Raw genomic sequence first — 21,061 nt, 5'->3', positions numbered from 1 at the left:
CGATCACATAGCCGCCGATGGCGCGCACCGGCCGGAAGCGCCAGCGGCGTTCCCAATCGCGAATCACCCGCAGTTTCATAGCGCTGGCGTCTCGGCGTCAGCGAGCGCCGCTGCCGTCGATCAGATCGAAAGCGAGGAACTGATCGTCCTCGATCAACTCTGCGCGCAGCGTGACCTCGGCCTGCCCCGCACCTGGCGCATGTATCGTGGCAATCCAGTGGACCTCAGCCTCGTCCTGCGCGATCAGATCAACGATTGCATGACCATCGAACCGGTAGTCCAAGAACCGGCGCACATGGGCTTCAATCGGCATTTCCGGCTCAACGGCCAGTACGTTTCCTAGCAGCTGCATCTTCGGCCTCCCGGGGCTGATTCCATCTCGCCCAATGAGAACACATCAAGAACAAATAAGTCTAGATGGCCCCCATCACAACGCCGTCACGGCACGCGGTCAGGTCAACAGCTGAAGCGTGCCGTCGGGCAGCGGCCGCTGCAGATGCTTGGCGATATCCCAGGGCGCGGACAACCAGGCCTCCCACTCGCCCGGCGTCCGCAAGATCACCGGCATGGCCTTGGGGTGGACCGCGCCGACCTCGGCATTGGGCTGGCAGGTTAGGAAGCCGAACAGGTCGTCGGTCGTGGCCCCGTCCTTGACCTTGCGAATGCTCGTCCAGCCTCGCGTTTGGATGCCTGCGAACATGATCGGCTCGCGGTCGGCCGGCTCGAACCAGACCGGCTTGCGGTCAGCGCCGGGCTCGCTGAAACGCACCACCGGCACAAGGCAGCGGTTCTCGGGGCCGAGCCATCGGCGCCAGTGCGGTGATCCGACGTTGCGAATGTTCGTCACGCCGCTGTCGCGACCAGATGCGGGCAGGTATTGAGGAGGCGTCGGCATGCCCCATCGCGCCTGGGCAATCTCGGGGCCGTCTTCGCCGTGCCGGATGATGGGCGCAAGGCGGTCGGGATACACGTCTTCCTGCCATGCAGCGTTGCCAGTGCGGTCCCGGGCCGGGAAGGTCCGGCGCACCTCGTCTGCTGTGGTGCGGGTCTTGTAGAGGTTGCACATGCGAGCAGAATGCGGCGGCGGTGCGATTTCGCAAGCCCAGAAACGCAATGAGGCCCCCGCCCGGGCGAACCGGGACGGGGGCTAGCGGAACAATTCCGCGACCGGCGGGTTGCGAGGGGTCAGCAATGCGAGGTGGCCAGATGCCGAGTGCGAAAACGATCAGGCCAGTCACCTTCGAGGAAGGCATCGGCAGGTTCCGCACGGTGAACAATGCGCGCGGGATGGGCGAGGCCCTGCTGGCGCATTGCGACCAGGGCGACCCTGAATATCAGATAGCCGCGCTGGCCTGTCTCGGCCTCGAAAGCGGGGCCGCCGATCCCGAACAGGCCCGGGCGGATTTCATCGCCGCGCTGACGGCCGCCGGCGTCTACGTCCGAGATTCTTGACTGAAAAGTCAAGTTCCCCGAGCGCCGGTATCAGGGCATACTCGACCCTTATCCAGTAACGCGGTGACGATGGTTGGCCGGCCAGTGCCCCCGGCCAACTCAAACGCCCTGTTGAGTGCTACCGCACCCCCCACCTCGCAAAGATCGCACCGGAGAGGCCAGCGGCCGCAACTGCGGTGCCGATCACTGCCTCGACATTGATCGACAGCATATGCGTGGCGGCGTCATAGGTGACACCCCAGCCGCCCAGCAGGCCGGCCAGCATGGTGAGCAGCGGCGACAGGACATAGATTGCCATGCGAACGAAAACGGAATTCATAGGTCAGGTCTCCTTGGTAAGTGCGGCCCAGGTCTTGGGGCCAATGATGCCGTCCTGGACGAGGCCGGCGGATTTCTGGAATGCGCGGACGGCGGCGTAGGTATTGGCGCCGAAGATCGCGTCGATGCCCTTGGCATCGAAGCCGAGCGTGGTCAGGCGCTCCTGTGCCGCGCGCACGGCCGCGCCGCGCGAGCCGAGGCCGATCTTCGGGCAGGCTGGCGCAAAGGCATCCGGGATGGCCTGCCAGCGCTTGAACGCCGCCTTGAGCTTGGTGTGATAGCCATGGGTCACGTAACCGGCGCCGTTGTAGCCGCGGGCGAAAGCGGCCCAGTCGTGGCGCCGCAGCTCATCGTCCAGCCCCTCGCTGATGATGAAGCTGATCATCGCTTCGAGGCCGGCCGCCTCGCTGGCGCAGAAGGCCTCGACCATATCGCCCGGCGTGGCGTAGCCGGCGGCGCGGTGGTTGAAGCCCATGATCTGGCCAAGGCCCCAGCTGGCCGAGCGCAGCGCGGCATTGGCATCGATCTTGATGGCCAGCGCCAGGCGCGGGTAGCTATCCTTGGGATAAGGTGCGCTGCCCCACCGCTGATAGGCGAGGCCAGAGGCCTCGGCTGCGGTGCGTTTCTGGCCCGGCCCGAGCTCGCGCCAGAAGACATGCGGCTCGAAGAGCATCTTCGGCCGGCCCTGGCTGTCGAAGCCGCCGCCCGAGGTCTCGACCTCGATCACGGCGCGGATCTCATCCTCGCCCACACCGATAATCCGGCCGACGCGGGCCACGTCGATATCGGTGAGCCGCTGCGCACGGCCCTTGAACCCAGCTGGGTACATGGTCTCTCCAATGAAAAGCCCCGCGCGAGGCGGGGCAGCTGCTGACTGGTCGATACCTGACAAAGTACAGGCCATTGGCGGAACCGAATGGCCGATTTCTCGGTTTTCGACCGGTAACGAGTGATTTGGTTAGTGAGTGCCCGAGGCTTCGGACCCCTCCTCATCCATCGGCGGCGGCGGGATGAACTGCCCATCCGCATAACTCCAGCCGATACCAACTGCATTTTCCGGACCGACCACGGCCCAACCTTCAGGCGCGGCCAAGCCATCAGCTTCGACTGTCACCTGGGCAACCAAGCCATTCTCGATTTTCGCGACGTAGATCATGCCGTCACCACCTGCACCTGATCGGCGCGCACCACGAGGATGCCGAACCCATTCCCGCCCGCGCCCGCGTATTGCTCGTCCGCCCCGTAGTAGCAGCCACCGGAACCGCTGCCCCACGTCTCGTCGGGCGAGGATACGGGCGTCACAGTCCGATGGCCTTTGCCCCCTCGACAAACCTCCACGGGGTTTGCAATCCAGCCAAGGAGCCTCCCGGGCCCACCCGGCCCGCCAAGAGACGGCGTTCCATCCCCGCCCGCGCCATCTGCGCCGCCACCACCGCCAGCAGAGCGTTGCTGCACATCGGTGCTGGCATTTGCGGCACCGCCGGGAAAGCCACCCGTCGCCCCGGACCCCGGCAAGCCCATGGTTGATCCGGCCGCAGCCGCCCCCCCGCCGTTTCCGCCGTTTTCACCATCTACGCTGCCGGACTGCCCGCCCTTGCCGCCTCCAAGCGCGTCGAGCGTTTCGTTGGGGCAGACGAGTTGCGACGGGCTGCCGTTTGATGCGGCTCCGCCAGTCTTATTGGCGCGGGGTGCGCCAGCACCGATCGACATTGAATAGTTCCCCGCCGCAAACAGCTTCCCGGTCTGCTCGATCAGCTGCCCGGCGCCGCCGCCTGCCGGCACCCAGCCCGAGGTGCTCAGACCGCCGTTGGCCCCGCCCGCAGCAAGAGCCAGGTTGCCGGTGACGGCATGGGTCAATGTGAACGACCCCGATCGCTGCCACAGCACCTCGATGTAATTTACGCCGCCGCGCGAGAACGGCGTGATGATGCCGTTCGTGACGGTGAGCGTGGGCAGCGGCGAGGGGCCGGTCGTAGTTGCGGATCCCGGCAGCAGGCCCAGACCAAGCGCCAGACCGATGAACATCAGACCCACCCCGTGATGTCGGTGGCCGTCGTGCCGGTGGCCAGGATCCGATCCGCGCTCACCGCATAGGTGCCGGCCGGCAGAGCGGCCGTCTCATAGGTCTGGCCATCGAGACCGCGCCAGGCCAGCGTGCCGGACCCACCAAGGGTCACGGCGCGGATGACCTCGGGCAGGTCGTCGCCATCGCTGGGTGTGATGGCATAAGAGCCGATCGCTGACGCGTTCGCGCCGAGCGAATAAGGGCTGAACCGATTTCCGGGCATAGGTCTACCTCATGATGATGGCGCCCTTTGGGTGGGTGCGTTGGGTTGAGAAGAGCAGCACACGGCCGCGAATACCGTTCCCACGCGACGCGGAACGGTATGGGAGCTACTATCGAATTGTTCCGGGTACGGTCTCTGTTTACCCCAATATTGAACGCAACGGTTTAGATGAGTTCCGCGAACGTTCAACGAACATCCCAATCCAAATGCCTGTCGCACCAATGGGCAGATGCTGGGCAAATTTGCCTATTTCCATCTGACGTTCAGAGTTTAATTACGTGACCGTTACCAGTGCGATGTTACCTGCGGCCCTTAGTGCCGCAACCCTTGGGGCCCCGCCAGAAAACTGGCGGGCCTCGTCTTTTCTCGACACCGTCATCTTGCGGCGCTGGACGATCTGGTGTCGAAGGAACTGAGGATCACCGTCGAGGACTGATCAGCGGCGTCGGTCTGCCCAGCGTTCGAGTACCGCCCCCGCGCCTCGAGGGCCGAGATAGGACAGGACCGCAACCAAGGCCACTGATTGCGTGTCAGTGAGTGCGAGATAATCGGCCAATCCGTCGCCAACCATTGCCATTCCTATGCAAGTCGGCAATTCCCAGGCCAAATCGCGGGACCAGATCGGCCGCCGCTTTGCCCGGACCTCGCCGGCATGATACATGAGCCGTCCGGAAAATGCGGCCAGCAGCGTTGTCGCTGCGCCGCCGAACAACTTGTTCATGGCCTCGATCAAGCCGGGCTCGGGTGGGGTGTCCATCGTCTCTCCGTAAATTGCAGTCGATTGCCGGGGTGGCGGTATTAACCAGGACGGTCTACATTTGCCCCACGTCTCCACCCCGTCCCTTGAAGCAGCTGATATGATTGATGAGCCTCTACCCGAGACCGGTTGGTCACGCGAAGTCCTGCATTTGCAAGGCGCAACAGTGTGCCCGGCGGAGGACATGGATGACGCACCGGGCGTTTGGGCCGGTGGTGACATTCCAGAGGCCGCCACTTGGCGGGAGGGAATCAGGGTCACCCTGCCGATCGCCGAACCGCCTGAGGCTGAGCATCGTCTGTCCGGTAAGCACCTCTGGGGCGGCATCTATTTCGGTCACTTCGGCCATTTCCTGGTCGAGACCGTTTCGCGCCTCTGGGCGGCTGAACAGGAAGGCATCGACAGCGTCCTGTTCACACCGCGCCACGGCAAGCTGAAGGATTTCGCAACCTATCAGGCCGATATCCTGGACCTGTTCCTTCCGAATTCGAAGGTTCAGATCCTGCGCGAGCCAACCGAGGTTGAGGGCCTGCTCGTTGCCGGTCAGGGGTTCGGGATCGGTAACATCTCTGCAGGCACGCCCGAATTCCGTGCATTCGTCCAGCGCGCGATGCAGGATGTAGAGCCCAGAAAAGTGGAAAAAATCTACATCTCGCGGACGCGGTTCAATGGGAAGGGCGGCATCATCGACGAGCCGCTGCTCGAGGAGAATCTGATCGCCCAAGGCTATACGCCGATCTTCCCCGAAAAGCTGCCCTTCCGGGAGCAACTCTCCCTGTTCAAGAGCGCGAAGAAAATCATCGGCCTCGACAGCTCGGCCTTTCATGTCCTGGGCTATGTCGCCACTCCCGAACAAGACATCTGTATCGTGACCAGGCGCAACCACCCGGCCTATGAGCACATCGCCGCGCACTTACGGGCCTTCACAGGCCGAGCACCGACCGTCATCGAGGCCGTTGCCGCAGACTGGATGCCGGAACGGCAGAAGATGCCGAACCACACCAGCTGGGGCGAACTGGATGGCGACGCCGTGAAAAAGGCCTTGGTCGGCACCGGGTTCATTTCGGACCCAGCGAGATGGATCGCATCCAGTCCGGCCCGCTTCTCCGGCGCCCTCAAGTGGGCCGAAGAGAAAAGCAAGGAACCGCTCGTCCGGCGCGATGCCGAAGAAACCCTCGCCCGCACCCGTAAGAAGCTCGCCAAGCAGGGGGCCTGAAATGCAGTACCTATACGATTATGATGACGGAATTCTCGATCCCGAAGAGTGCGATTATGATCCTCCGGCTGGAACCAAGGAATGCGTGACATGCGGTGCCTGGTTCATCCCGAAGCTGTCTGAGCAGTCGGAATGCCGCGGCTGCATAGCGTTGGAGCGTGCGGGCAAAGCTCACGCTTTCCGGCAGCACTGAACCGTAGACAAGCAGTCATGCCACCCATTTCAGCAAGGTTGCGAGCTCATCCGCAGTAGGGACGTGTCGCCACACCCCGAACCGCTTTTGCCAGCCGACAAGGGTGGGCGTGACACCCGTCGCCGATCCCAGGAACAGGTTGGAAAAGCTCGCATTGGCCGCTGCCTCGAATGACCCCGTGCCGAAGCCGGCGACATGCATGGAGAAGCTGGTGCCGTTGGCCACCATGATCACGCCAATGTCAGCCTGAGCCTCGGGAATATCGACATCGATGTTGGAGTTCGCAGAGCTGAGGATCTGGCTGCGGATGTAGTTGTTGCCTGAGTCGCGATACATGACCCGCAGGATCGGGGATGAACCTGCCCAGAGATACTGACCGTCGACATCCAAGGCCGGCGCGGCGATCCGTACCCTGGTCGCGATGGTCAGCGCCGTCTGCTCGCCGATCTGCGCGCCGGCCAGTGTAAAAATCGCCTCCGCTGTGTTGCCGTCCGAATTGGCCATGCGCAGCCCGTTGCCGGTGAAAACCGGGCGGCGGGCTGCGGTGGTCTGAACGAACTGCCGCCCTAGCTTCCCGGTCCAGGCCGATACCCTGCCGCCGGTGGTCGTCACGCTTGCGGCGGTAGCATCCCAGTAATCGACCGGATTTGGGATCGCGGCAAGCATCTCATCGAGGATCTTAACATCCCCGAAATGCGTGCCGTCCTGAGCTGCGAAGTCGAGTTTCAAGCGCATGGATCAAGCTCCGAGCGAGAGGGTGAAGGAAGGGACCGCGCGCTGAAGCATGCGGCCAGGCAGGATCTTCGAGGGCTTCTGCAGGCTGGTGCGCAGCAGGCCGCGATGTGCGGTGTAGCGGTTGCCCGGGATGCCGGTGACGTCCTGGACCTGCATGGCATAGCGCAGCGCGGTCGGCGCGCCGGTGTATTGCAACACCACGACATGGCCGCGCACGGTGACGCCGGTGACCGCACCGCCGGTCAGCTCGAAGCCCAGATGCGCGTCGATCCCGGCACCGCCATATTTGGCCGCGCCCTCGATCTCCAGCACCTCGTCCTCGCGCAGGCTGTCGAAACGCACCGTCAACGCGCCGCCGGCATTCGATAGCACCCGGGGTCGCAGGATCGACCATGCCCGCCCCGCCTCGACCTCGGCCATGGCCCAGGCGCAGGTCTCGGAGGCCAGGGCGGTGCCAACCGCATCCGGATGCACGTTGTTGTCGGCGATCTCGTACCAGTGCTGGCAGGTGCCGAGGACCGCACCGCCCTGCTCGACGATATCGAGGATGTCGTCGCAGACGGACCAGCCCGTCGCGCCGTCATTGGTGGTGTTGGCGTCGCCGCTCGGTTGCGTCATGCAGTAGCGTGGCGGCTGCAACCCTTGCGAACGCCAATAGGCAATGCTGTCCGCCTGCAACGCCCACCATTTGCCAAGGTAGCCGCCACGGGGCGACGACTTGGCCGAGGTGCCATGGTCCCAAAGGTGCCATCCCGGCAGAATGTCCTTGCCGGCAGCATCCGCAACCGCCTTCGCCTGGGCGTTCCAGAAGCTGAAGTTGTTCCAGACGGTAGTGGCCCCTGACCCGGTCGCCTCGTCGTCGTCCATGTCCTCGATGAGGATGCCCGGAATGCCGTGGCACGAGGTCAGGATCGGAACCATGGGCAGACCGAGGTCGCGACGATGCGCATTGAGGATTGCGAAGGTCGGGAAGGCCATGCCGGCGGATGCCGCCCCGGGTCGGGCCCGCTCCGTCCCCGTCGCCGGCACGGATGGGTTATAGCCCTTGGAACGCGGTCCGAGCGTGTCGACAATCGGCACGTTGTCGCCGAACAGCGTGCCAGACAGCTGCAGGCAGCCATCCCCCATGAAGGCTTCCAGAGCGGCCCGGGTCAGCCCCGCCAGGTAATCTCCGCCGACCGTGAGTGATTGGCCGTTGACGCCGCAAAGCTGGATGGCCGTGGTCGAGAGCAGGCCGCCCTCGATGTCCATGGCAATGCGGCCACGATCCCAGAAGGCCTGTGCCATGATGGCATCGAGTCCGCCCTTGTCGCCGTTGCGCCACAGCCAGATGGCATTGCCGGCTGCATCGCGCTCCAGCACCCGACCGTCGAGGGTTTCGGAGGTCTGTTGAACCACATCCACGTCGCCGCCGAGGATGCGCGGCGCGGCGTTTTCGATGGTCCAGTCGTCGAGCACCGCCCGCAGGCCCGTCCCCGACCATCCCATCAGAGCCCGGCCGAGAACATCCCAGACCCACCAGTTGACAGCATCTTGCTCGACGCTCTCATTCGGAGCCTCCAGTTGATTCGCCACGTCGGCGATGCCTGCCGTCAGGGCCAGCACGTCCGCTGCGCGAGCTGCGGCTTCGCCGTCCAGATCAGCCAACGCGACGCCACCGCTGACAATGCGCCAGGCGCCGCCGCGACGACGCAGGAGATAGGAGCGCCCGGCCACTAGTTGACCGGCAGCCAATACTGCGCCCGTCTCAGACTTGATGACCGCCGCCGCGCCGCCGTCAATCGAAAGAGTGGGCTCGGTCGCGCCCGTATTCGAGGCGATCGGGATGATCTCGATGATCGAGGTGCCGGAGGTGGCCGTGACGCCATTCTCCCTGGCTGCAGCCGGCAGGTCGGCCGTGATCGCATCGCCGGTGCCCGCGACATTGGCCAGCGTCATTACCCCGGCATCGCGCATCGCGACGCCGGGATTGAGCCGAGCGATAACGCCCCAGTGCGGCCAGGTGGCGAATAGCGGGTCGTCGCTGCTCATGGACGGCCCGCGCATGACCAGGGCAGTGCCCTCGCGGGTGAAGACCAACCCGACATACGCCGGCAGGGCTTCCTGCCCAGCGGCGACTGCCTCGGCCCGGCCGACGAAGGCCCGGCCTCCGTCCGTGAGTGCCGCACGCAGTTCTGCATTCACCTGCGCAACGACCTCGCTCATCCACAGGCGCACATCGTCTTTCGCGACAGCCGATCCATTCGGGTAAATCGCACCCGGCGTTTTAGTCGTCGTGACCATTTTTCACCTATGTTCAGGCAGGGTAGCTGCCGACCTCGACCGGGTCGGATTGGACTGCGGACCTATTCTCGGAACGCAGCCAGAAGCGCGCGCCCGTCACGGGGATGGGCGCGGTCATCGTCACGTCCGAAGACGTGTCGTAATTCCACTTGACCAAGACGGCCGTTGTGAATGCGGCACCTGCCTCCGCACCGTACAGGCCGGTGCGGAAATAATTGGCGCCCAGGTCCGGCTGGAAGGTGACCGCGAGCGTTCCGCCCACCGTGCCGCTCTTTGAGAGGATCATCGGCTCGTCCGGCGCGGTAGTATTCGCAAACACCTCGATGCCGCCGACTGTCGTGTAGGGAGAGCGAGGCCGAGGAACCCCATGCAAGGAAAAGCCGACTACGATGAATGTCCGCACGTCATATTCAACCCGGTCACCTAAGGGTGAGGTGCGGAACGAATAACCGCTGACCACCTCTTCCCGGATCATATCCGTCCATGGTCCAGATTGATCGCTCCGCTTGTACTGACCGAAGGGGATCAAGCCCGGACTGGCCGTGAAGGTGCCAGCGATCCGGATGAAAGGGTCGCCCTCCGTTCGCACCACGGCGACGCTGTCGATGGTGGTCCCCAGAGCCGCTTCGCCGCGGTTGACCTTTTCGGCTAGGGCCGGCGGCTCCCCCTCTTCGGCTGCCGTCCAGTCGAAAGACGCAGGCGCCGCCTCGATCAGCTCGACCGTGGTATTGGTCCCGTCGAAGTTCAGGCTGTCCACCCAGAACGGCGTCGCGACCAGTCCAAGGCGGGGAATGTTCACCGCGACCCGGGGTTCTCCGACCAGCCGCAACCCGAAGGCGCGCAGCTTGATGGTCATCCGCCGCCGGGGGTTCATGCGCGCCAGCATCTGCTTGCAGAGATGCGCGGCCTGCCCGTGGTGCTGCACCGCCAGCAGATCCACGCCTTTCGGCTGCCCCTCGCCCCAAAGCGCAATCGCCCCTGCGTCATCCACCGGATCGGCCGGGTTCTCCTGCCAGTGGACCTGTGGCGCCACATATGTCGGGACCAGGGTGGTCACGCGATTGATGCGCTCGGTCCCAGCCCCGTATTCCATCTCGACGATATGTCGCTCCTCGACGGTCACCGTCGGCGCGCGCCACATTCCCGCTTCGACCGCCAGCTTGCCCTCCGGCGAAATCCAGGCCCGGCCGCCCATCGCATCCAGCAGCTTCTGGGCGGTGTCCTTGATTGCGTCGGAAAGCGCATAGCTGATTCCGGACTGGTAGCGCGGTCTCGTGCCGCCCGCCGTCGGTTCGGTGCCATTGCAATCCGCCCGGGCGGTCGCAAGCCGCGTCAGATCGATATCGGCTGCGGCAAGCGCGCCATAGCCGGTATTGGCCACGATGTCCGAGAGATGGACCGCAGGGTTGCGACCGACGATCCCGGCACCGTCCACGGCCCAATAGGCTGTCGCGCCGTCGATCAGCGCGGAAACCTCTGGCTCACCGCCCGAGTAGACATCGGCTATATCGTCGCTGTCGACCGCATCGAAAGTCGCCAGGATGGTGCCGACGCCACGAAGTCGATGATCGACGGTCCAATGGTTGGGAAACGCGGTACGGAGATCGGCCCAATCCCCACCGTCCCACTGGTCGCCCGGGATGCCCTTTCGCCACCGCAGGCGAATATTGCCCTTATCCCATGGCTCGGTGGTGACGTAGCCATTGACATCGACCTCGACCGGCTCGCCGTCCAGATACCACTGCAGGACGGCGTTCATGCCGCCCTCGGCGACGGCCAGCAGCTTGAACAGCCGCCGCTCACCGCCGACATGAGCCCATTCCCAGAACATCGTCGCACCGCTGGTGCGGACCCGGCCGAGATGCCGGATACGCTGCGCATTGCTGGACCGCAATTCCGTCTGCAGCTCCTGCGGACGCGGCCCTTTCGGGGCCTTAACCTTGGAGATTGCTGCATTGACCGTCAGCGCGACGGCCGTTTTCAGAAGCGCCGCGCCAACGGCGCCGGCCGCGCTCGCGCCGGTCCACACAGCTACGAGCCAGGATCCTACCGCCGGCATTCAGTCACCCCAGATTGCGATTACCTTGCCGAGCGCCATTGCGATGCCGCGCGGGGTCCGGAATAGCCAGTGGCTGCCGGACCAGATGGCCGAGACCTCCCGGCCGCGAAACTCGATCACGCCGATATCGCCCTCGGCTGGGGCTGCCTTGCGGCGCAGTCTGATCTCCGGCGCCACCGTTTCGAGCAATCCAGACGCGGTCAGCAACATGGCCTCCGTCTCGCTGCGGTAGCGGCCCCGGAACCGCTCCGCCGGATCGGCGCCCCACCGCTCGATGCACCAGTCGGCAACCCAGATCGTGCAGTCCTGCCGGCCCCATGCCCACGGCAATCCGGCCGTGCGTTGGACATAAGCGGCCAGGTCAGCCAACCAACCAGCCCTTGATTTTCTTGCCGACCAGGGAAGCCGCGTACTGGCAACCCAGATCGCCGGGATGTCGGCGCTGCTGGTCCCGGTCCGTATATTCGCCGAGCGGCGTGAAGTTCCGCGCGGCGGCGATTGTTTCGGCCCTGATCCTGATCTGGGCCAGCCCCTCGGCCTCGCGCGGCTTCACATCGACGATGCGGCCGACATGCACCACGATGGCGTCGTTCGGAAATCCTCGAACGGCCCACATCTGCCTGACCAGTTTGTCCGACCATGATGCCGGGCTGTTCAGCGCCTCATAGGCCAGGTCCTCGCCTTCCTTGTTGCCGACATTCCAGACCGTGTAATGGGCCGGGTTTGCGTCGAAGGGATTGGCAGAGACGCGCAGGGGATCAGCGACGATCCAGCCGAAGCATGGCGCCCAGGTCTGGCCGGAGAAGGTCAAGGGAACCTCGGTTTCGTTCAGATAATACTCGACCGAGCCGAAATTCAGGTGAAAGAGCCGGACCAGCGGCACCACTTCGGGATCACTGTCGAGGAAAGCGGCCAGTTCGGGCGTCATCGGTCGAAGGCCTCGATAAAGGAGACGGTGATGCTCTGGCCCCATTTCAGGTATTGGCGGGTGCGCTGGCCCTGCATGTCATCCAGGAAACGCCCCCGGAACCGGGGCGGATCGGTCTGGAGAACGGTGCCAGCCGGGATCGGCGCCCGGGCGGCAGGCTCGAACTTGACCCAGCCCGCGGCATTGCGCCGGACAACGCGATAGAGGAAGCCGTTGACCGAAAACATGTCACCCAGACGGAACGACGGCCGAACCGGGTTGGTCAGATCGACATAGAGCTGATTATCCCCTGCCGCGACCGGTGCAGTGGTGACAATTGGCTCCGTGCTCTGCGTCGGGTCGACAAATCCCGTGCCGTCGCTGAACCATGTGCCGTCCGTGAAAGGCAGCTGCTTGGGGCTGACCCGGGACCCGTATTTGTAGGGATCGCAGATGCAGAGGTTGGCGACATTGTATCGGCCTCGCATTTCCGAAACGAGCGCCTCGAATTCCTTGACCCTCATGCCGTCGAAATCGCGTGGAATGGTAATGTCCACGCGCCAGGCGCCCATGTTCGGCGTGATGATCTGCGGAACGCCGGCCAGGTTCGCCCCGGCCTCGCGCGAGGTCCACTGGATGAAATGGCTGACATCCAGAGCCCGGATAAGGCTGCACGGCCAGTCGATGATTTCGGACATCAGGCATATCGCTCGTTATAGCTGGGCAGGTGCTTCTGCAGCATGGGCATGAAGTTTTGCTCATATTCCTGGCGGGCTGCAGCCATCGTCATCGCCAGTTCGGCCTGCGTCACACCGGGCGCGATGCTGATGTTCGGAGCAAAGGTGGCGTTGATCGAGGCGGACCGGCGCGCAGCGAACCCGACAGGAAAGGCAGGTGGCCGCATGCTGGGCATCGCCACGCCGCCATCGGCGAGACCGGGGAGCCGCGAGCCGCGCCGCATGCCCTCGACGACGCCGACACCACCAGCGCGCCGGACATCATCCTGTGACCAGACCACCTCGCCCTTGTGCACGATACCGGCCGGCTCGTGCTTGCCGCCGGGGCCAGTGTAGCCCCCGACCGACCAGCCGCCGAAGATCGCACCCACGATGCCGCCCAGGAGCCCGTTGCCACCACCGGCCGAGGACCAGGCTCCCTCGTTGAACAAGGCGGCCTCGAGGGCTGCGCGCGCGAACATCTTGCCGACATTGGCGAGGACGTCCGCGAAGCTCTCTCCGGCCAGGATCGAATCCAGCAAGCCCTGTTTGACCTGCTGCTGCGCATCCGCCATCAGCTGCTGCGCCTCGGCAGCCTTGCCCTCTGCGATCGCCCGCTCCTGTGTGGCGATGATATCGGCCTTCTTGGCCTCCCCGAGCGCCTCGATCGCCTGCTTGTAGGTCATGGACCCGTCGGAGAGAGTGGCATCGAGATCGACATTGCGGCGCTTGGCCTCGGCCAGCAGGGTCATGACGACCCGCTGCCGCTCGGTTTCGGCGGTTACGGCCGCGATGGCGCGGGCTTGTGCTTCCTCATCCATGCCGGACGCCTTGATAGCGGCGATCTGATCGGCTTGTTCGGCCGCCAGGCGAGCAGCCTCCTTTTCGGTCAGCAGGTTCTGGGCCAGCTGGTCGCCATACCGTCGGGCCTGTTCGGCAAGCCGCTCGCGATCCTTGATCTCCTTGTCGAGGTCCTTCTGCACCTCAGGATCAACCCGAGAAATGGACTGCTGACCCCAAGCCTGCTGGATGAGCGGCGCAGGCACGTTTTCCAGGCCCGCCCAGACCTTGCGGATACCTTCCACATCACCAGGCTTGATCTGGCGCAGCAGCTCCATCGCCAGCCGATCCTGCAACTCGGGCGTGAACAGTTCATCACCGGTCAGCTTGAGCTGCTTCATCAGATCATCAAGGGTGGAACCGACGATCTGATACCGGCCCAAGGCCGACGATCCGGCACCGTTGCCATAGAGCACCCGGTTTTCCGGGGTCCTCATCGATTCCTGCAGGGCGCGGATTTCTCGCAGCGTCATGTTGACCAGATTGCGCGCGCCGCCGGTCCAGCGCCCGTTATCGAGCGTGGCATTGTAATCGCCGCGGCTTTCCCGCTGGGCGATCAGGTCGAGGATGCCCTTATTCGCCGCGGCCCCGGCCTGACCCCATTCGCGGAGATTGAGCCCGGTCCATTGCTTGATGGCGTCATTGATAGTGCCGCCGAGGCCGCCGGCCAGCTCCTGCATCCGCTTGACGCTGGCCTCGAAGGTGCCGTCCATCTCGGCAATCGACTGCCGAACCGCCTGCACCTCCTTATCGATGGCCTTGATCACCCTGCCATAGGCATCGGCCTGTTCGCTCTTTCCCGCCTTGACCGCCTCGGTCTGGCTTTCCTCGGCCAGGCGACGCTCATCGGCCAGCTTCTTCAGCTTCTGCGTATTCGCGTCATAGGTTGCCAGGAGATCCTGCTGCGCCTCGCGCCGCTGGCGATCCGCTGCCGCAAGCTGATCTGCGGCCGAGGTGATCAGCGTGTTCAGGGTCCCCATCTGCTCGGGAAACTTCTGGGCCGCCGCCTCGGCACTACCTGCAATCTGGATCAACACGTCCCGAAAATACTCGGCATCCGTCCGGACCGCTTCGATGCTGTTGCTGGTTTCCAGGCGGCGCATTGCCATCTGCAGCAACACCACCTGCTCGACGCTCGCGCCCGTTGCCCGCGCCAGCTTTCGCGCCTGCGCCTCCTGAACCGCGGACCATTCCGCATCCGCAAGGCCCGGGGCGCGAGACACGGCCGCGCCGGGGAACACCGTCCCGGCGAACTTGCTGGCGGACCCCATGAGATCAGCCCGCGCCTGAACAGAGGTCAAGACTGCAGTCAGATCGTTGACTCGGGCGATCTCGTCGGCAAGATCGCCGTATTGGAGGCGGAGCTGTTCCAGCGGAGTTTCGGCTGCCTCGACGGCGTCCAAGTATGCGCCGGTGGTCTTCTCCAGGCTGTCGAGCTTCTCGTCCAGCGTCTCGGTATCCATCGCCACCTTGAGCAGCGCCGCGCCAAGCGGAACTGCAATGGCAGCACCAGCACCCATCAGCGCGCCCAGGGTTCCGAAACCGCCAAGGAGCTGGGGCAGCTGTTGACCCAACGCCTGTGCAGCACTGGTGCCTGCACCGACCTGCGTGGCAAAATCCCCAACTTGCCAGCCGAGGTTCTGCCATCCGGTGCCCATCTGCTGACCCTTGCGTGCTGCGTCCTGCATCGTCTCGCCAGCCTGGTGCATCTGCCGGGCGGCTTTGGCGACCTCGGCCGTATAGCGCTGCTGGCTGATGGCACCGACATCCAGAGCGCGATCGAGGCGCTTGACCTCTTCCTCATAGCGCTTGGCGGCGCGATAGACCGGATCGTACTGCCGGGCGAGGCGATCAAGGTCACGGGCATGTGCCCGCGCGGCTTGGGTATTCGTCACCCGGCCTCGGGCGTCCTGGAACGCCTTCTGCGCCTCCTCGCCGCGCTTGCGGAACGCAGCGACGACCTTGTTGGACTCGGCAACAAGCTGGGCATCCGAAAAGCCCGCCGATATGATCAGATCCGGTTCTTCAGCCATCAGAAGCCCACAATGCCCATTTCCTTGAGATCGGCGTCGGACAGCGCGTCTGCCGCGCCGCCTCCGTTCGTTTTCCAGCCATGCGCCCGGCCATAGCCATCAAGGCAGGCACGGAACTGCCAAGGGGTCATCTCGCCCACCTGGCGAGGACTGAACCCCAGCACCGCCCCTAAGCCGTAATAGATGCTGAACTTCCATTTTCCTCGGGGGAGAATTCCTGCGTCAGATCGCCCGCCGGCATATCCTCCCCCAGCGGATCCTCCGGCGGGCCGTAAAGGGCGAGGGACAGGATCTCCATGGCCGGGTTCTTCAGCACAATCCACGGCTGCTGCGCCGCCACACGATCGACAAGCCGCTTGGCCTCGATTTCGTCCATGCCGCCGCCGATCAGCCCATTGCGGATCACCTCCATCAGATGAGGAAGTTCCCACTGACCAAGGCTGATGCGGCTCAGCAGAAATTCGGGTCCGCAATCGGTGTTCTGCTGGATCACCTCGGCCTCGGCGATGCCAAGGCGGACCGCGTGTTCGCCGCCCGCCCAACGCATGACGACGCGCGCCATCACGCCGCCCTCGGCAGGCGGGTCGGCGTGCCATCGAATTCCAGCGCGATCGATGCCGTGACCTTCTGACCCTTGGTCCGCTGGTTGGTCAGCGTAGTCATGACCGCCGGGCCCGACTCGTATTGCGTATCGCCGACCGCGGCATTCTGGTTGCCGAGCCGGATGAGGTTGCTCTGACCGCCGTAGAACCAGTCCAGCATCATCTCGTGGGACTGTTGCGCCCAGACACCGTCGGCAGAGACCGACACCTGCAGCGATCGAAGCGCCCGTTCCTGATCGAGAGGCAGCGACTCATCATCGCAATCCGCAGGAACCTCGCTCGTGTCGAAGGTGGCCGACCGCGTGATCGTGACGCCCACCAGGCCACAGATCTTGGTCCAGGTGGTGCCAGCCTCGTCGGTGGCGACCTCGAGCGTCATCTGCTCGAACTTCTCGGTAATCGGTTTTGCCATGCCTCAGCTCCATGAAAAATGCCGCCCCAGGGCGGCATGGTCGGTTTGAAGGGCCCGATGTCGCGCCCGATTAATCGGCCTCGGCGGCCGGTTTTGCCCGGCCCTTGCGAACCGAAGGCGGAGACTCTTTCGCGCAGCCTGCCTTGACCGCCGCATCGACGAACTCTCGCGGGTAATATTGCGGCTCATCCCTGGGATAGGCGGACCAGCCTGCGTTGCGCGTCATGCTGGTATAATGAAACTCGCGCGTGAAGATTGCCTTAGCCACGGCGCCACTCCTCCCTGATTGCCGCCCGGACGCGGTCACGGATCTTCTTGCGGAACTCGGCCCGCTTCGCCTTCCAGCCCGGATAAAAGGTCGGCCGGGCCGGAAGGCCGTCCTTGGTTCCGAATTCATGGAACCGGAAATAGAAGCCATCCCCGGCGCCGGCATAGATCCTGATCCGCAAGGTGGCGTACTGGTCGCCCTTGTTCTTTCCGCTGCGAATCTCGTCGATCATAAAGGTGCCGGGGGGCAACTCCCCCCAGGTCCAGCCGATCGACCGGATCATGTCGCCGGACTGCTGCCTGAAGGTCGAACGGACCAGATTGCGGATGTATTCGCAGACTTCCTCGGCGCCCTCCTCCATCGCAAGGCGCGCAGCATCGACGGCTACGTCAGGAATTCGCTTGAGCTTTGCGATGATCCGGGGGTTAAGTTGAGCCATGACAGCCTCCGAGGAACTATGCGACATTTATTCACCGTATCACTGCTTATTCTTTCTACCCCCGCCCTCGGCAATCCAGCCGAGTGGTGTTTGAAAGCGTACGCCGACGGAAGAATTAAAAGTGCGGAACGTCATGCAAAGTCACTCCTGCGAACTTATACAGCAGTGAACAAGCAGGACATCAAGAACGGTATCCAATGCCTGAAAAAGTTCGATGGGAAGGACTATATATACTACGCAGACCTCAGTCGGTTCCTTACCCGAGAAGAATACGCCAACCTGAAAACAACCCTTGATAGGGAGAAAATGGAGTCAGAGAGAAAAGAGGCTGATCGCAAACTCCGAGAAGCAGAAAAGGCAAAAGAGGACGCTGCGCGAGCCCGACAGATTGAGGAAATCCAACGGATGGCCGCCGAACAAAAGGCCGAGCGAGCTATGTCTGCCTACCAAGCACTGGCCGATGCGTGTAATCAAAAATATCGTGAGGATCGTTTTCAAGCTATCACCACGAAGCTGTGTTTTGATCATTTTACCTCCCAAGGCTTGCCGGAATAAGCCGGGATAGGACTATCCCTCCACCATCGCCTCGACCTGCACCACGCCGTGCACCGAGACACCATCGGGGTCGTCCATGATCCGGACCAGCGAAACATGCAGCGGATGCATGGTCAGCGCCGTCTCGTCCGCCCAGCCTTGCAGGGCCGCAGCAATGTCGTCGGTCAGATCCTCGCAGACGCCCTTGTTCGACTGGCTATGCCACAGGTCGATTTGCAGCGTGATCTCGCGCGCCTCGATGCATTCCACGCTGTCGTCGGTCCAATAGGTGGCGCCCAGCGTGGCATAGGGATAGGCCGAACTCTCTGTCGCGCGGTCATAGACGCCAGTCAGGCCGGACACCTGGTCGAGGATGCGTGCCCGGACGATCTGACGAAGGATGCGGCCGGCTCTCATTTCGCGCCCTTCGTCATCGCTAGAAACTCCAGGAACGACCGATCCGGCGTCTCGGTCGGATCTTCCTGCACATCGAAATCGCGCCCGTCGATCCGCACCCGCCATTCGCTGGTGATGCGGCGGGTCAGCGTCGAAGCGCGAACCGTGATGATCGCCGGGTTGCGGCTCTCGATCCGTGCTTGCATCACGCCCTCGCCGCCGCGCCGCGGCTTCCAGTTGCACCAGACCGTACCGCGATCATCCCAGGACTGGACGACCTGGCCGTCAGCATCAGTTGCCTCTACCGGCTCAAGCAGCATGGCACGTTTGGTCAACTGCCCCGTGTCCATCACGGCGCCCCCTGCTGAGCCTGATCCGGAACCGGAAAGAACACCCGATACCCGGAAAGAAGATCGCGCACCGTCCAGGGCGGTACCGCATCACCGGAGCTGTCACCTTCGCCGCTGCGCTGCTGATACATGCGATCTGCCATCTGCATGATGGCAACGATGATCGCCTGGTCGGCAACCATCTGATATCGGCTGTATCGGGGATCGGTCGCCGGGGGCAGGTCTTCGGTTGCGGCATAGATCGGCCGGCCGATCCAGTTGCGCACCCGCAGCTCCGCCGCCAGGCCGATATTGGCGATCAGCCAATCCTCGGCATCGTGATCGACGCGCAGATGCGCCTTCAGATCGGCCAGCGGAACGATCATTTCGCGGCCTTGCCCTTCGGCGCGTCCTTGACCTCGGCCGCCGCATCGGCAGTGCCCTGATCATCAGGCGCCGAAGCTTTCGCGGTGACGGCTTCGGCAATCGCCTTCTCGCGCTTGTCGAGATCGGCCGCCAGCTCTGCCAGGCGCTGAACCTCGACCTCATGGGCAGCAACGGCTTCTGCATGGGCTTCCTCCCGGGTGGTGAGTTCCTCCTCGCGGGCCGACACCTCGGTCTGAACGGCCATAAGCGCGGCGCGGCTCTCATCCATCCAGCGCTGAAGCGCCGCCTTCACCTCGTCATCGGAAAGCTCGATCTGCAGGGCGACCAGCTCCTGGGCCTTTTCCTTGCTGATGGAACCGCCATCGATCATGGCCTGCAGGCGGTCGGTCGGCTTGGGCGTGGCCACCGGCGCGAACCCGGGCGCGGCCCCGGTCATGTTCACCGCCAGGAATTCCTGCTGCGCCTTCTCCGCCGCGGCGATGTCGGCTTCCGTGGCCCGGACGAAGCGCTTGGTCTTGAGCAGCTTCTCGACGTCCTTGTCTTCGACTTCGACGATCCCATTGGCCTTGACCCGACCATAGATCCCGATCGCGCCGCGGAGCGCTTTCAATTTCGGCATGTCCGAATTCCTTCTGTTCGGGGTTGAACCGGGCGCAACCAGCGCCGCGCCCGGCGGGATCATCAGGGGGTCGGGGTGTAGTAGCAGAGCGCCAAGGGGCGCTTGACCGCGACGACACCGCGCTTCTCGCCCCGAACCGTCAGCATGTTCTTGTCGAAGTTGTCGCGGTTCTCCGACGACAGCAGGATCTCGATCCCCTGGCGCTCGTAGTAGGTCGCGGCCATCTTGAACGCGCCGGTCAGGAAATCTCCCTCGGGCATGTCCTCGGTGTCGACGATGCGGCGGCCCCAGAGACGCGGCGTCGCGGTGCCGTCGAAGGGGTTGCCGAAGATGTACCGGCCGGTCGTGTCCTTCAGCATCTCGGCAGCGGCCCAGTCCCAGATATTCAGCACGTTGGCGTCGACGACATAGCCGGCGGCGGCAACCTGCAGGATGGCCAGGCGAAGGCGGTCCAGGATGGTCGCACCGGCCGGTTCCCGGGCGGTCTGGCCGTAGGCGGTGGCGTTGGTGATCAGGCCCGACATGTTCTCGCCGGTGCCATCCCCCGCGAGGATCTGGGCGTTCTCCACCTTGTTGACCTCATAGGTCAGCGTGGTGTCGATGTCGGTGCGCAGCGCGGGGATGTCGTCCAGCATGTGCTTGTGGATTTCCATCCGGCCCGCGATGGTGCGAACCTCCTCCGATTCCGACACCCAAGTCTTGTCGATCAGCGGTTTCACGGTGACGCCGTCGTCGGGCACGATGCCCGCCGCGCCGGTGCGCGCGACCTCGCGGAAGAACTTCAGCAGCGGCTGGTCGGTCTGACCCACCGTCACCAGGTCCTTCACCACCAGCTTCTTGTCGGGTTCGGCGATGATCTCGCTTTCCCGACGCTCGGGCAGCAGAACGCCACCGGAACCCGGCAGCGAAGTGATCGCGTTGAAGACGCCGAGCGATTGATCGCCCTGCACCCCGCTCTTCGCGAGGGCCCGGATCTTGTCGGTTGCCTCGTCCATAACCATCTGGCCGAGGGACTTCGCGGTCCCGGCGCCACCACGGACGCCGTTGGCCACGCGCTGCTCGAGCTCGCGGGCCGAAGCCTGCATCTCGTCCAGGCGGCCCTTGAGCTCGCCCTGCTCCGCCAGCGCCTTATCCACGCTGGCCTTGGTTTCTTCGGTCAGCCCGCCGAGGCGCTTGGCCTCGTCCAGCGCCGCCTGGGCGCTCTTGTTGATGCTGCCGGTGACCTTGTCGAATTCGGCTTTGAACTCGCCGAACGCCTGTTCCATGTCGAAGGCCATG

Annotated in this window: 28 protein-coding genes; 4 read left to right on the top strand and 24 right to left on the bottom strand. The window is 64.1% G+C overall.

Annotated features, from left to right (window positions below; translation table 11 throughout):
• Positions 1 to 343 (top strand): hypothetical protein (locus ACFOMP_RS03055; RefSeq protein WP_379027841.1); only part of this gene is annotated, 343 nt, incomplete at its 5' end.
• A gap of 108 nt (positions 344 to 451) precedes the next feature.
• Here the strand turns inward: ACFOMP_RS03055 and ACFOMP_RS03050 are convergent.
• Entirely contained in the window at positions 452 to 1,066 is a 615-nt protein-coding gene (locus ACFOMP_RS03050; protein ID WP_379027840.1) for an SOS response-associated peptidase, read from the bottom strand.
• Between the two features lie 125 nt (positions 1,067 to 1,191).
• Between ACFOMP_RS03050 and ACFOMP_RS03045 the strand changes: the two genes are divergently transcribed.
• Positions 1,192 to 1,452 carry a DUF982 domain-containing protein gene (locus ACFOMP_RS03045; RefSeq protein WP_379027839.1) on the top strand — a complete coding sequence of 87 codons (261 nt, stop codon included), beginning with the start codon at positions 1,192 to 1,194 and terminating at the stop codon, positions 1,450 to 1,452.
• A 118-nt stretch (positions 1,453 to 1,570) separates the two neighbouring features.
• Here ACFOMP_RS03045 and ACFOMP_RS03040 read toward each other — a convergent pair whose 3' ends face one another.
• From ACFOMP_RS03040 to ACFOMP_RS03015, 6 genes are all read right to left on the bottom strand, one after another.
• The gene (locus ACFOMP_RS03040; RefSeq protein ID WP_379027838.1) at positions 1,571 to 1,771 is read right to left on the bottom strand and encodes a hypothetical protein; all 201 of its coding nucleotides are present in this window, start codon (positions 1,769 to 1,771) and stop codon (positions 1,571 to 1,573) included.
• Positions 1,772 to 1,774: 3 nt separating this feature from the next.
• Positions 1,775 to 2,599, bottom strand: a complete 825-nt coding sequence (locus ACFOMP_RS03035; protein ID WP_379027837.1) for an N-acetylmuramidase domain-containing protein — start codon at positions 2,597 to 2,599, stop codon at positions 1,775 to 1,777.
• A 129-nt stretch (positions 2,600 to 2,728) separates the two neighbouring features.
• On the bottom strand, positions 2,729 to 2,926 hold the full coding sequence (locus tag ACFOMP_RS03030; RefSeq protein WP_379027836.1) for a hypothetical protein: 198 nt from the start codon (positions 2,924 to 2,926) through the stop codon (positions 2,729 to 2,731).
• Complete coding sequence (locus tag ACFOMP_RS03025) at positions 2,923 to 3,795, bottom strand: glycine-rich domain-containing protein (protein ID WP_379027835.1); 873 nt, start codon at positions 3,793 to 3,795, stop codon at positions 2,923 to 2,925. The genes ACFOMP_RS03030 and ACFOMP_RS03025 overlap by 4 nt, the downstream gene beginning before the upstream one ends.
• Positions 3,795 to 4,058 (bottom strand): spike base protein, RCAP_Rcc01079 family, encoded by a 264-nt coding sequence (locus tag ACFOMP_RS03020; RefSeq protein ID WP_019351688.1) that lies wholly within the window; start codon positions 4,056 to 4,058, stop codon positions 3,795 to 3,797. Before ACFOMP_RS03020 ends, ACFOMP_RS03025 begins: the two co-directional genes overlap by 1 nt.
• 436 nt (positions 4,059 to 4,494) lie before the next feature.
• Entirely contained in the window at positions 4,495 to 4,815 is a 321-nt protein-coding gene (locus ACFOMP_RS03015) for a phage holin family protein (protein ID WP_019351687.1), read from the bottom strand.
• Between the two features lie 184 nt (positions 4,816 to 4,999).
• On the opposite strand from ACFOMP_RS03015, the gene ACFOMP_RS03010 reads away from it, so the two are divergent.
• Positions 5,000 to 6,031, top strand: coding sequence for a glycosyltransferase family 61 protein (locus ACFOMP_RS03010; RefSeq protein ID WP_379027834.1), 1,032 nt, complete (start codon positions 5,000 to 5,002; stop codon positions 6,029 to 6,031).
• A gap of 208 nt (positions 6,032 to 6,239) precedes the next feature.
• On the opposite strand, the gene ACFOMP_RS03005 is transcribed toward ACFOMP_RS03010, so the two are convergent.
• From ACFOMP_RS03005 to ACFOMP_RS02950, 12 genes are all read right to left on the bottom strand, one after another.
• Positions 6,240 to 6,959 carry a hypothetical protein gene (locus ACFOMP_RS03005; protein ID WP_379027833.1) on the bottom strand — a complete coding sequence of 240 codons (720 nt, stop codon included), beginning with the start codon at positions 6,957 to 6,959 and terminating at the stop codon, positions 6,240 to 6,242.
• A gap of 3 nt (positions 6,960 to 6,962) precedes the next feature.
• Entirely contained in the window at positions 6,963 to 9,242 is a 2,280-nt protein-coding gene (locus ACFOMP_RS03000) for a hypothetical protein (protein ID WP_379027832.1), read from the bottom strand.
• A gap of 13 nt (positions 9,243 to 9,255) precedes the next feature.
• Positions 9,256 to 11,301 (bottom strand): hypothetical protein, encoded by a 2,046-nt coding sequence (locus ACFOMP_RS02995; RefSeq protein ID WP_379027831.1) that lies wholly within the window; start codon positions 11,299 to 11,301, stop codon positions 9,256 to 9,258.
• Positions 11,302 to 11,670: a DUF6950 family protein gene (locus ACFOMP_RS02990; protein ID WP_379027830.1), complete on the bottom strand. Its 369-nt coding sequence runs from the start codon at positions 11,668 to 11,670 to the stop codon at positions 11,302 to 11,304.
• Positions 11,663 to 12,229: a hypothetical protein gene (locus ACFOMP_RS02985; protein ID WP_379027829.1), complete on the bottom strand. Its 567-nt coding sequence runs from the start codon at positions 12,227 to 12,229 to the stop codon at positions 11,663 to 11,665. Before ACFOMP_RS02985 ends, ACFOMP_RS02990 begins: the two co-directional genes overlap by 8 nt.
• Positions 12,226 to 12,906, bottom strand: a complete 681-nt coding sequence (locus tag ACFOMP_RS02980) for a hypothetical protein (protein WP_379027828.1) — start codon at positions 12,904 to 12,906, stop codon at positions 12,226 to 12,228. The genes ACFOMP_RS02985 and ACFOMP_RS02980 overlap by 4 nt, the downstream gene beginning before the upstream one ends.
• On the bottom strand, positions 12,906 to 15,797 hold the full coding sequence (locus ACFOMP_RS02975) for a hypothetical protein (protein WP_379027827.1): 2,892 nt from the start codon (positions 15,795 to 15,797) through the stop codon (positions 12,906 to 12,908). Before ACFOMP_RS02975 ends, ACFOMP_RS02980 begins: the two co-directional genes overlap by 1 nt.
• On the bottom strand, positions 15,797 to 15,928 hold the full coding sequence (locus tag ACFOMP_RS02970) for a hypothetical protein (RefSeq protein ID WP_379027826.1): 132 nt from the start codon (positions 15,926 to 15,928) through the stop codon (positions 15,797 to 15,799). The genes ACFOMP_RS02975 and ACFOMP_RS02970 overlap by 1 nt, the downstream gene beginning before the upstream one ends.
• A gap of 38 nt (positions 15,929 to 15,966) precedes the next feature.
• Positions 15,967 to 16,359, bottom strand: a complete 393-nt coding sequence (locus ACFOMP_RS02965) for a gene transfer agent family protein (RefSeq protein WP_379027825.1) — start codon at positions 16,357 to 16,359, stop codon at positions 15,967 to 15,969.
• Positions 16,359 to 16,811: a phage tail tube protein gene (locus tag ACFOMP_RS02960; RefSeq protein WP_379027824.1), complete on the bottom strand. Its 453-nt coding sequence runs from the start codon at positions 16,809 to 16,811 to the stop codon at positions 16,359 to 16,361. Before ACFOMP_RS02960 ends, ACFOMP_RS02965 begins: the two co-directional genes overlap by 1 nt.
• A 70-nt stretch (positions 16,812 to 16,881) precedes the next feature.
• Entirely contained in the window at positions 16,882 to 17,079 is a 198-nt protein-coding gene (locus ACFOMP_RS02955) for a hypothetical protein (protein WP_379027823.1), read from the bottom strand.
• Positions 17,072 to 17,518 (bottom strand): HK97 gp10 family phage protein, encoded by a 447-nt coding sequence (locus ACFOMP_RS02950; RefSeq protein ID WP_379027822.1) that lies wholly within the window; start codon positions 17,516 to 17,518, stop codon positions 17,072 to 17,074. Before ACFOMP_RS02950 ends, ACFOMP_RS02955 begins: the two co-directional genes overlap by 8 nt.
• Here ACFOMP_RS02950 and ACFOMP_RS02945 point away from each other — a divergent pair.
• A complete protein-coding gene (locus ACFOMP_RS02945) occupies positions 17,510 to 18,073 on the top strand; it encodes a hypothetical protein (protein WP_379027821.1) in 564 nt (187 codons plus the stop codon). The genes ACFOMP_RS02950 and ACFOMP_RS02945 overlap by 9 nt on opposite strands.
• Before the next feature lie 12 nt (positions 18,074 to 18,085).
• On the opposite strand, the gene ACFOMP_RS02940 is transcribed toward ACFOMP_RS02945, so the two are convergent.
• The 5 genes from ACFOMP_RS02940 to ACFOMP_RS02920 all read right to left on the bottom strand — a co-directional run bounded on the left by ACFOMP_RS02940 (position 18,086) and on the right by ACFOMP_RS02920 (position 21,060).
• On the bottom strand, positions 18,086 to 18,469 hold the full coding sequence (locus ACFOMP_RS02940) for a DUF3168 domain-containing protein (protein ID WP_379027820.1): 384 nt from the start codon (positions 18,467 to 18,469) through the stop codon (positions 18,086 to 18,088).
• A complete protein-coding gene (locus tag ACFOMP_RS02935; RefSeq protein WP_379027819.1) occupies positions 18,466 to 18,798 on the bottom strand; it encodes a phage head closure protein in 333 nt (110 codons plus the stop codon). The genes ACFOMP_RS02940 and ACFOMP_RS02935 overlap by 4 nt, the downstream gene beginning before the upstream one ends.
• Complete coding sequence (locus ACFOMP_RS02930; protein WP_379027818.1) at positions 18,798 to 19,163, bottom strand: head-tail connector protein; 366 nt, start codon at positions 19,161 to 19,163, stop codon at positions 18,798 to 18,800. The genes ACFOMP_RS02935 and ACFOMP_RS02930 overlap by 1 nt, the downstream gene beginning before the upstream one ends.
• Positions 19,160 to 19,783, bottom strand: a complete 624-nt coding sequence (locus ACFOMP_RS02925) for a hypothetical protein (protein WP_379027817.1) — start codon at positions 19,781 to 19,783, stop codon at positions 19,160 to 19,162. The genes ACFOMP_RS02930 and ACFOMP_RS02925 overlap by 4 nt, the downstream gene beginning before the upstream one ends.
• 62 nt (positions 19,784 to 19,845) lie before the next feature.
• The gene (locus tag ACFOMP_RS02920; RefSeq protein ID WP_379027816.1) at positions 19,846 to 21,060 is read right to left on the bottom strand and encodes a phage major capsid protein; all 1,215 of its coding nucleotides are present in this window, start codon (positions 21,058 to 21,060) and stop codon (positions 19,846 to 19,848) included.
• Position 21,061 lies beyond the last annotated feature (1 nt).

The organism is Paracoccus simplex, assembly GCF_042648325.1.
In the GTDB taxonomy this organism is placed as follows: domain Bacteria; phylum Pseudomonadota; class Alphaproteobacteria; order Rhodobacterales; family Rhodobacteraceae; genus Paracoccus; species Paracoccus simplex.
Note: the sequence above shows the minus strand (reverse complement) of the source record. Positions and strands in the feature narration are given on the sequence as shown.

Excerpts from the sequence above, each read along its gene's own strand:
- ACFOMP_RS02980 (WP_379027828.1), bottom strand. The coding sequence starts at position 12,906 with ATGTCCGAAATCATCGACTGGCCGTGCAGCCTTATCCGGGCTCTGGAT.
- ACFOMP_RS03005 (WP_379027833.1), bottom strand. The coding sequence starts at position 6,959 with ATGCGCTTGAAACTCGACTTCGCAGCTCAGGACGGCACGCATTTCGGG.
- ACFOMP_RS03000 (WP_379027832.1), bottom strand. The coding sequence starts at position 9,242 with ATGGTCACGACGACTAAAACGCCGGGTGCGATTTACCCGAATGGATCG.
- ACFOMP_RS03010 (WP_379027834.1), top strand. The coding sequence starts at position 5,000 with ATGGATGACGCACCGGGCGTTTGGGCCGGTGGTGACATTCCAGAGGCC.
- ACFOMP_RS02960 (WP_379027824.1), bottom strand. The coding sequence starts at position 16,811 with ATGGCAAAACCGATTACCGAGAAGTTCGAGCAGATGACGCTCGAGGTC.
- ACFOMP_RS02925 (WP_379027817.1), bottom strand. The coding sequence starts at position 19,783 with ATGCCGAAATTGAAAGCGCTCCGCGGCGCGATCGGGATCTATGGTCGG.
- ACFOMP_RS02965 (WP_379027825.1), bottom strand. The coding sequence starts at position 16,359 with ATGGCGCGCGTCGTCATGCGTTGGGCGGGCGGCGAACACGCGGTCCGC.
- ACFOMP_RS03015 (WP_019351687.1), bottom strand. The coding sequence starts at position 4,815 with ATGGACACCCCACCCGAGCCCGGCTTGATCGAGGCCATGAACAAGTTG.
- ACFOMP_RS03030 (WP_379027836.1), bottom strand. The coding sequence starts at position 2,926 with ATGATCTACGTCGCGAAAATCGAGAATGGCTTGGTTGCCCAGGTGACA.
- ACFOMP_RS02950 (WP_379027822.1), bottom strand. The coding sequence starts at position 17,518 with ATGGCTCAACTTAACCCCCGGATCATCGCAAAGCTCAAGCGAATTCCT.
- ACFOMP_RS02920 (WP_379027816.1), bottom strand. The coding sequence starts at position 21,060 with ATGGCCTTCGACATGGAACAGGCGTTCGGCGAGTTCAAAGCCGAATTC.
- ACFOMP_RS02935 (WP_379027819.1), bottom strand. The coding sequence starts at position 18,798 with ATGGACACGGGGCAGTTGACCAAACGTGCCATGCTGCTTGAGCCGGTA.
- ACFOMP_RS03020 (WP_019351688.1), bottom strand. The coding sequence starts at position 4,058 with ATGCCCGGAAATCGGTTCAGCCCTTATTCGCTCGGCGCGAACGCGTCA.
- ACFOMP_RS02970 (WP_379027826.1), bottom strand. The coding sequence starts at position 15,928 with ATGACCCCTTGGCAGTTCCGTGCCTGCCTTGATGGCTATGGCCGGGCG.
- ACFOMP_RS03035 (WP_379027837.1), bottom strand. The coding sequence starts at position 2,599 with ATGTACCCAGCTGGGTTCAAGGGCCGTGCGCAGCGGCTCACCGATATC.
- ACFOMP_RS03050 (WP_379027840.1), bottom strand. The coding sequence starts at position 1,066 with ATGTGCAACCTCTACAAGACCCGCACCACAGCAGACGAGGTGCGCCGG.
- ACFOMP_RS03040 (WP_379027838.1), bottom strand. The coding sequence starts at position 1,771 with ATGAATTCCGTTTTCGTTCGCATGGCAATCTATGTCCTGTCGCCGCTG.
- ACFOMP_RS02995 (WP_379027831.1), bottom strand. The coding sequence starts at position 11,301 with ATGCCGGCGGTAGGATCCTGGCTCGTAGCTGTGTGGACCGGCGCGAGC.
- ACFOMP_RS02985 (WP_379027829.1), bottom strand. The coding sequence starts at position 12,229 with ATGACGCCCGAACTGGCCGCTTTCCTCGACAGTGATCCCGAAGTGGTG.
- ACFOMP_RS03045 (WP_379027839.1), top strand. The coding sequence starts at position 1,192 with ATGCGAGGTGGCCAGATGCCGAGTGCGAAAACGATCAGGCCAGTCACC.
- ACFOMP_RS02940 (WP_379027820.1), bottom strand. The coding sequence starts at position 18,469 with ATGAGAGCCGGCCGCATCCTTCGTCAGATCGTCCGGGCACGCATCCTC.
- ACFOMP_RS02930 (WP_379027818.1), bottom strand. The coding sequence starts at position 19,163 with ATGATCGTTCCGCTGGCCGATCTGAAGGCGCATCTGCGCGTCGATCAC.
- ACFOMP_RS02975 (WP_379027827.1), bottom strand. The coding sequence starts at position 15,797 with ATGGCTGAAGAACCGGATCTGATCATATCGGCGGGCTTTTCGGATGCC.
- ACFOMP_RS03025 (WP_379027835.1), bottom strand. The coding sequence starts at position 3,795 with ATGTTCATCGGTCTGGCGCTTGGTCTGGGCCTGCTGCCGGGATCCGCA.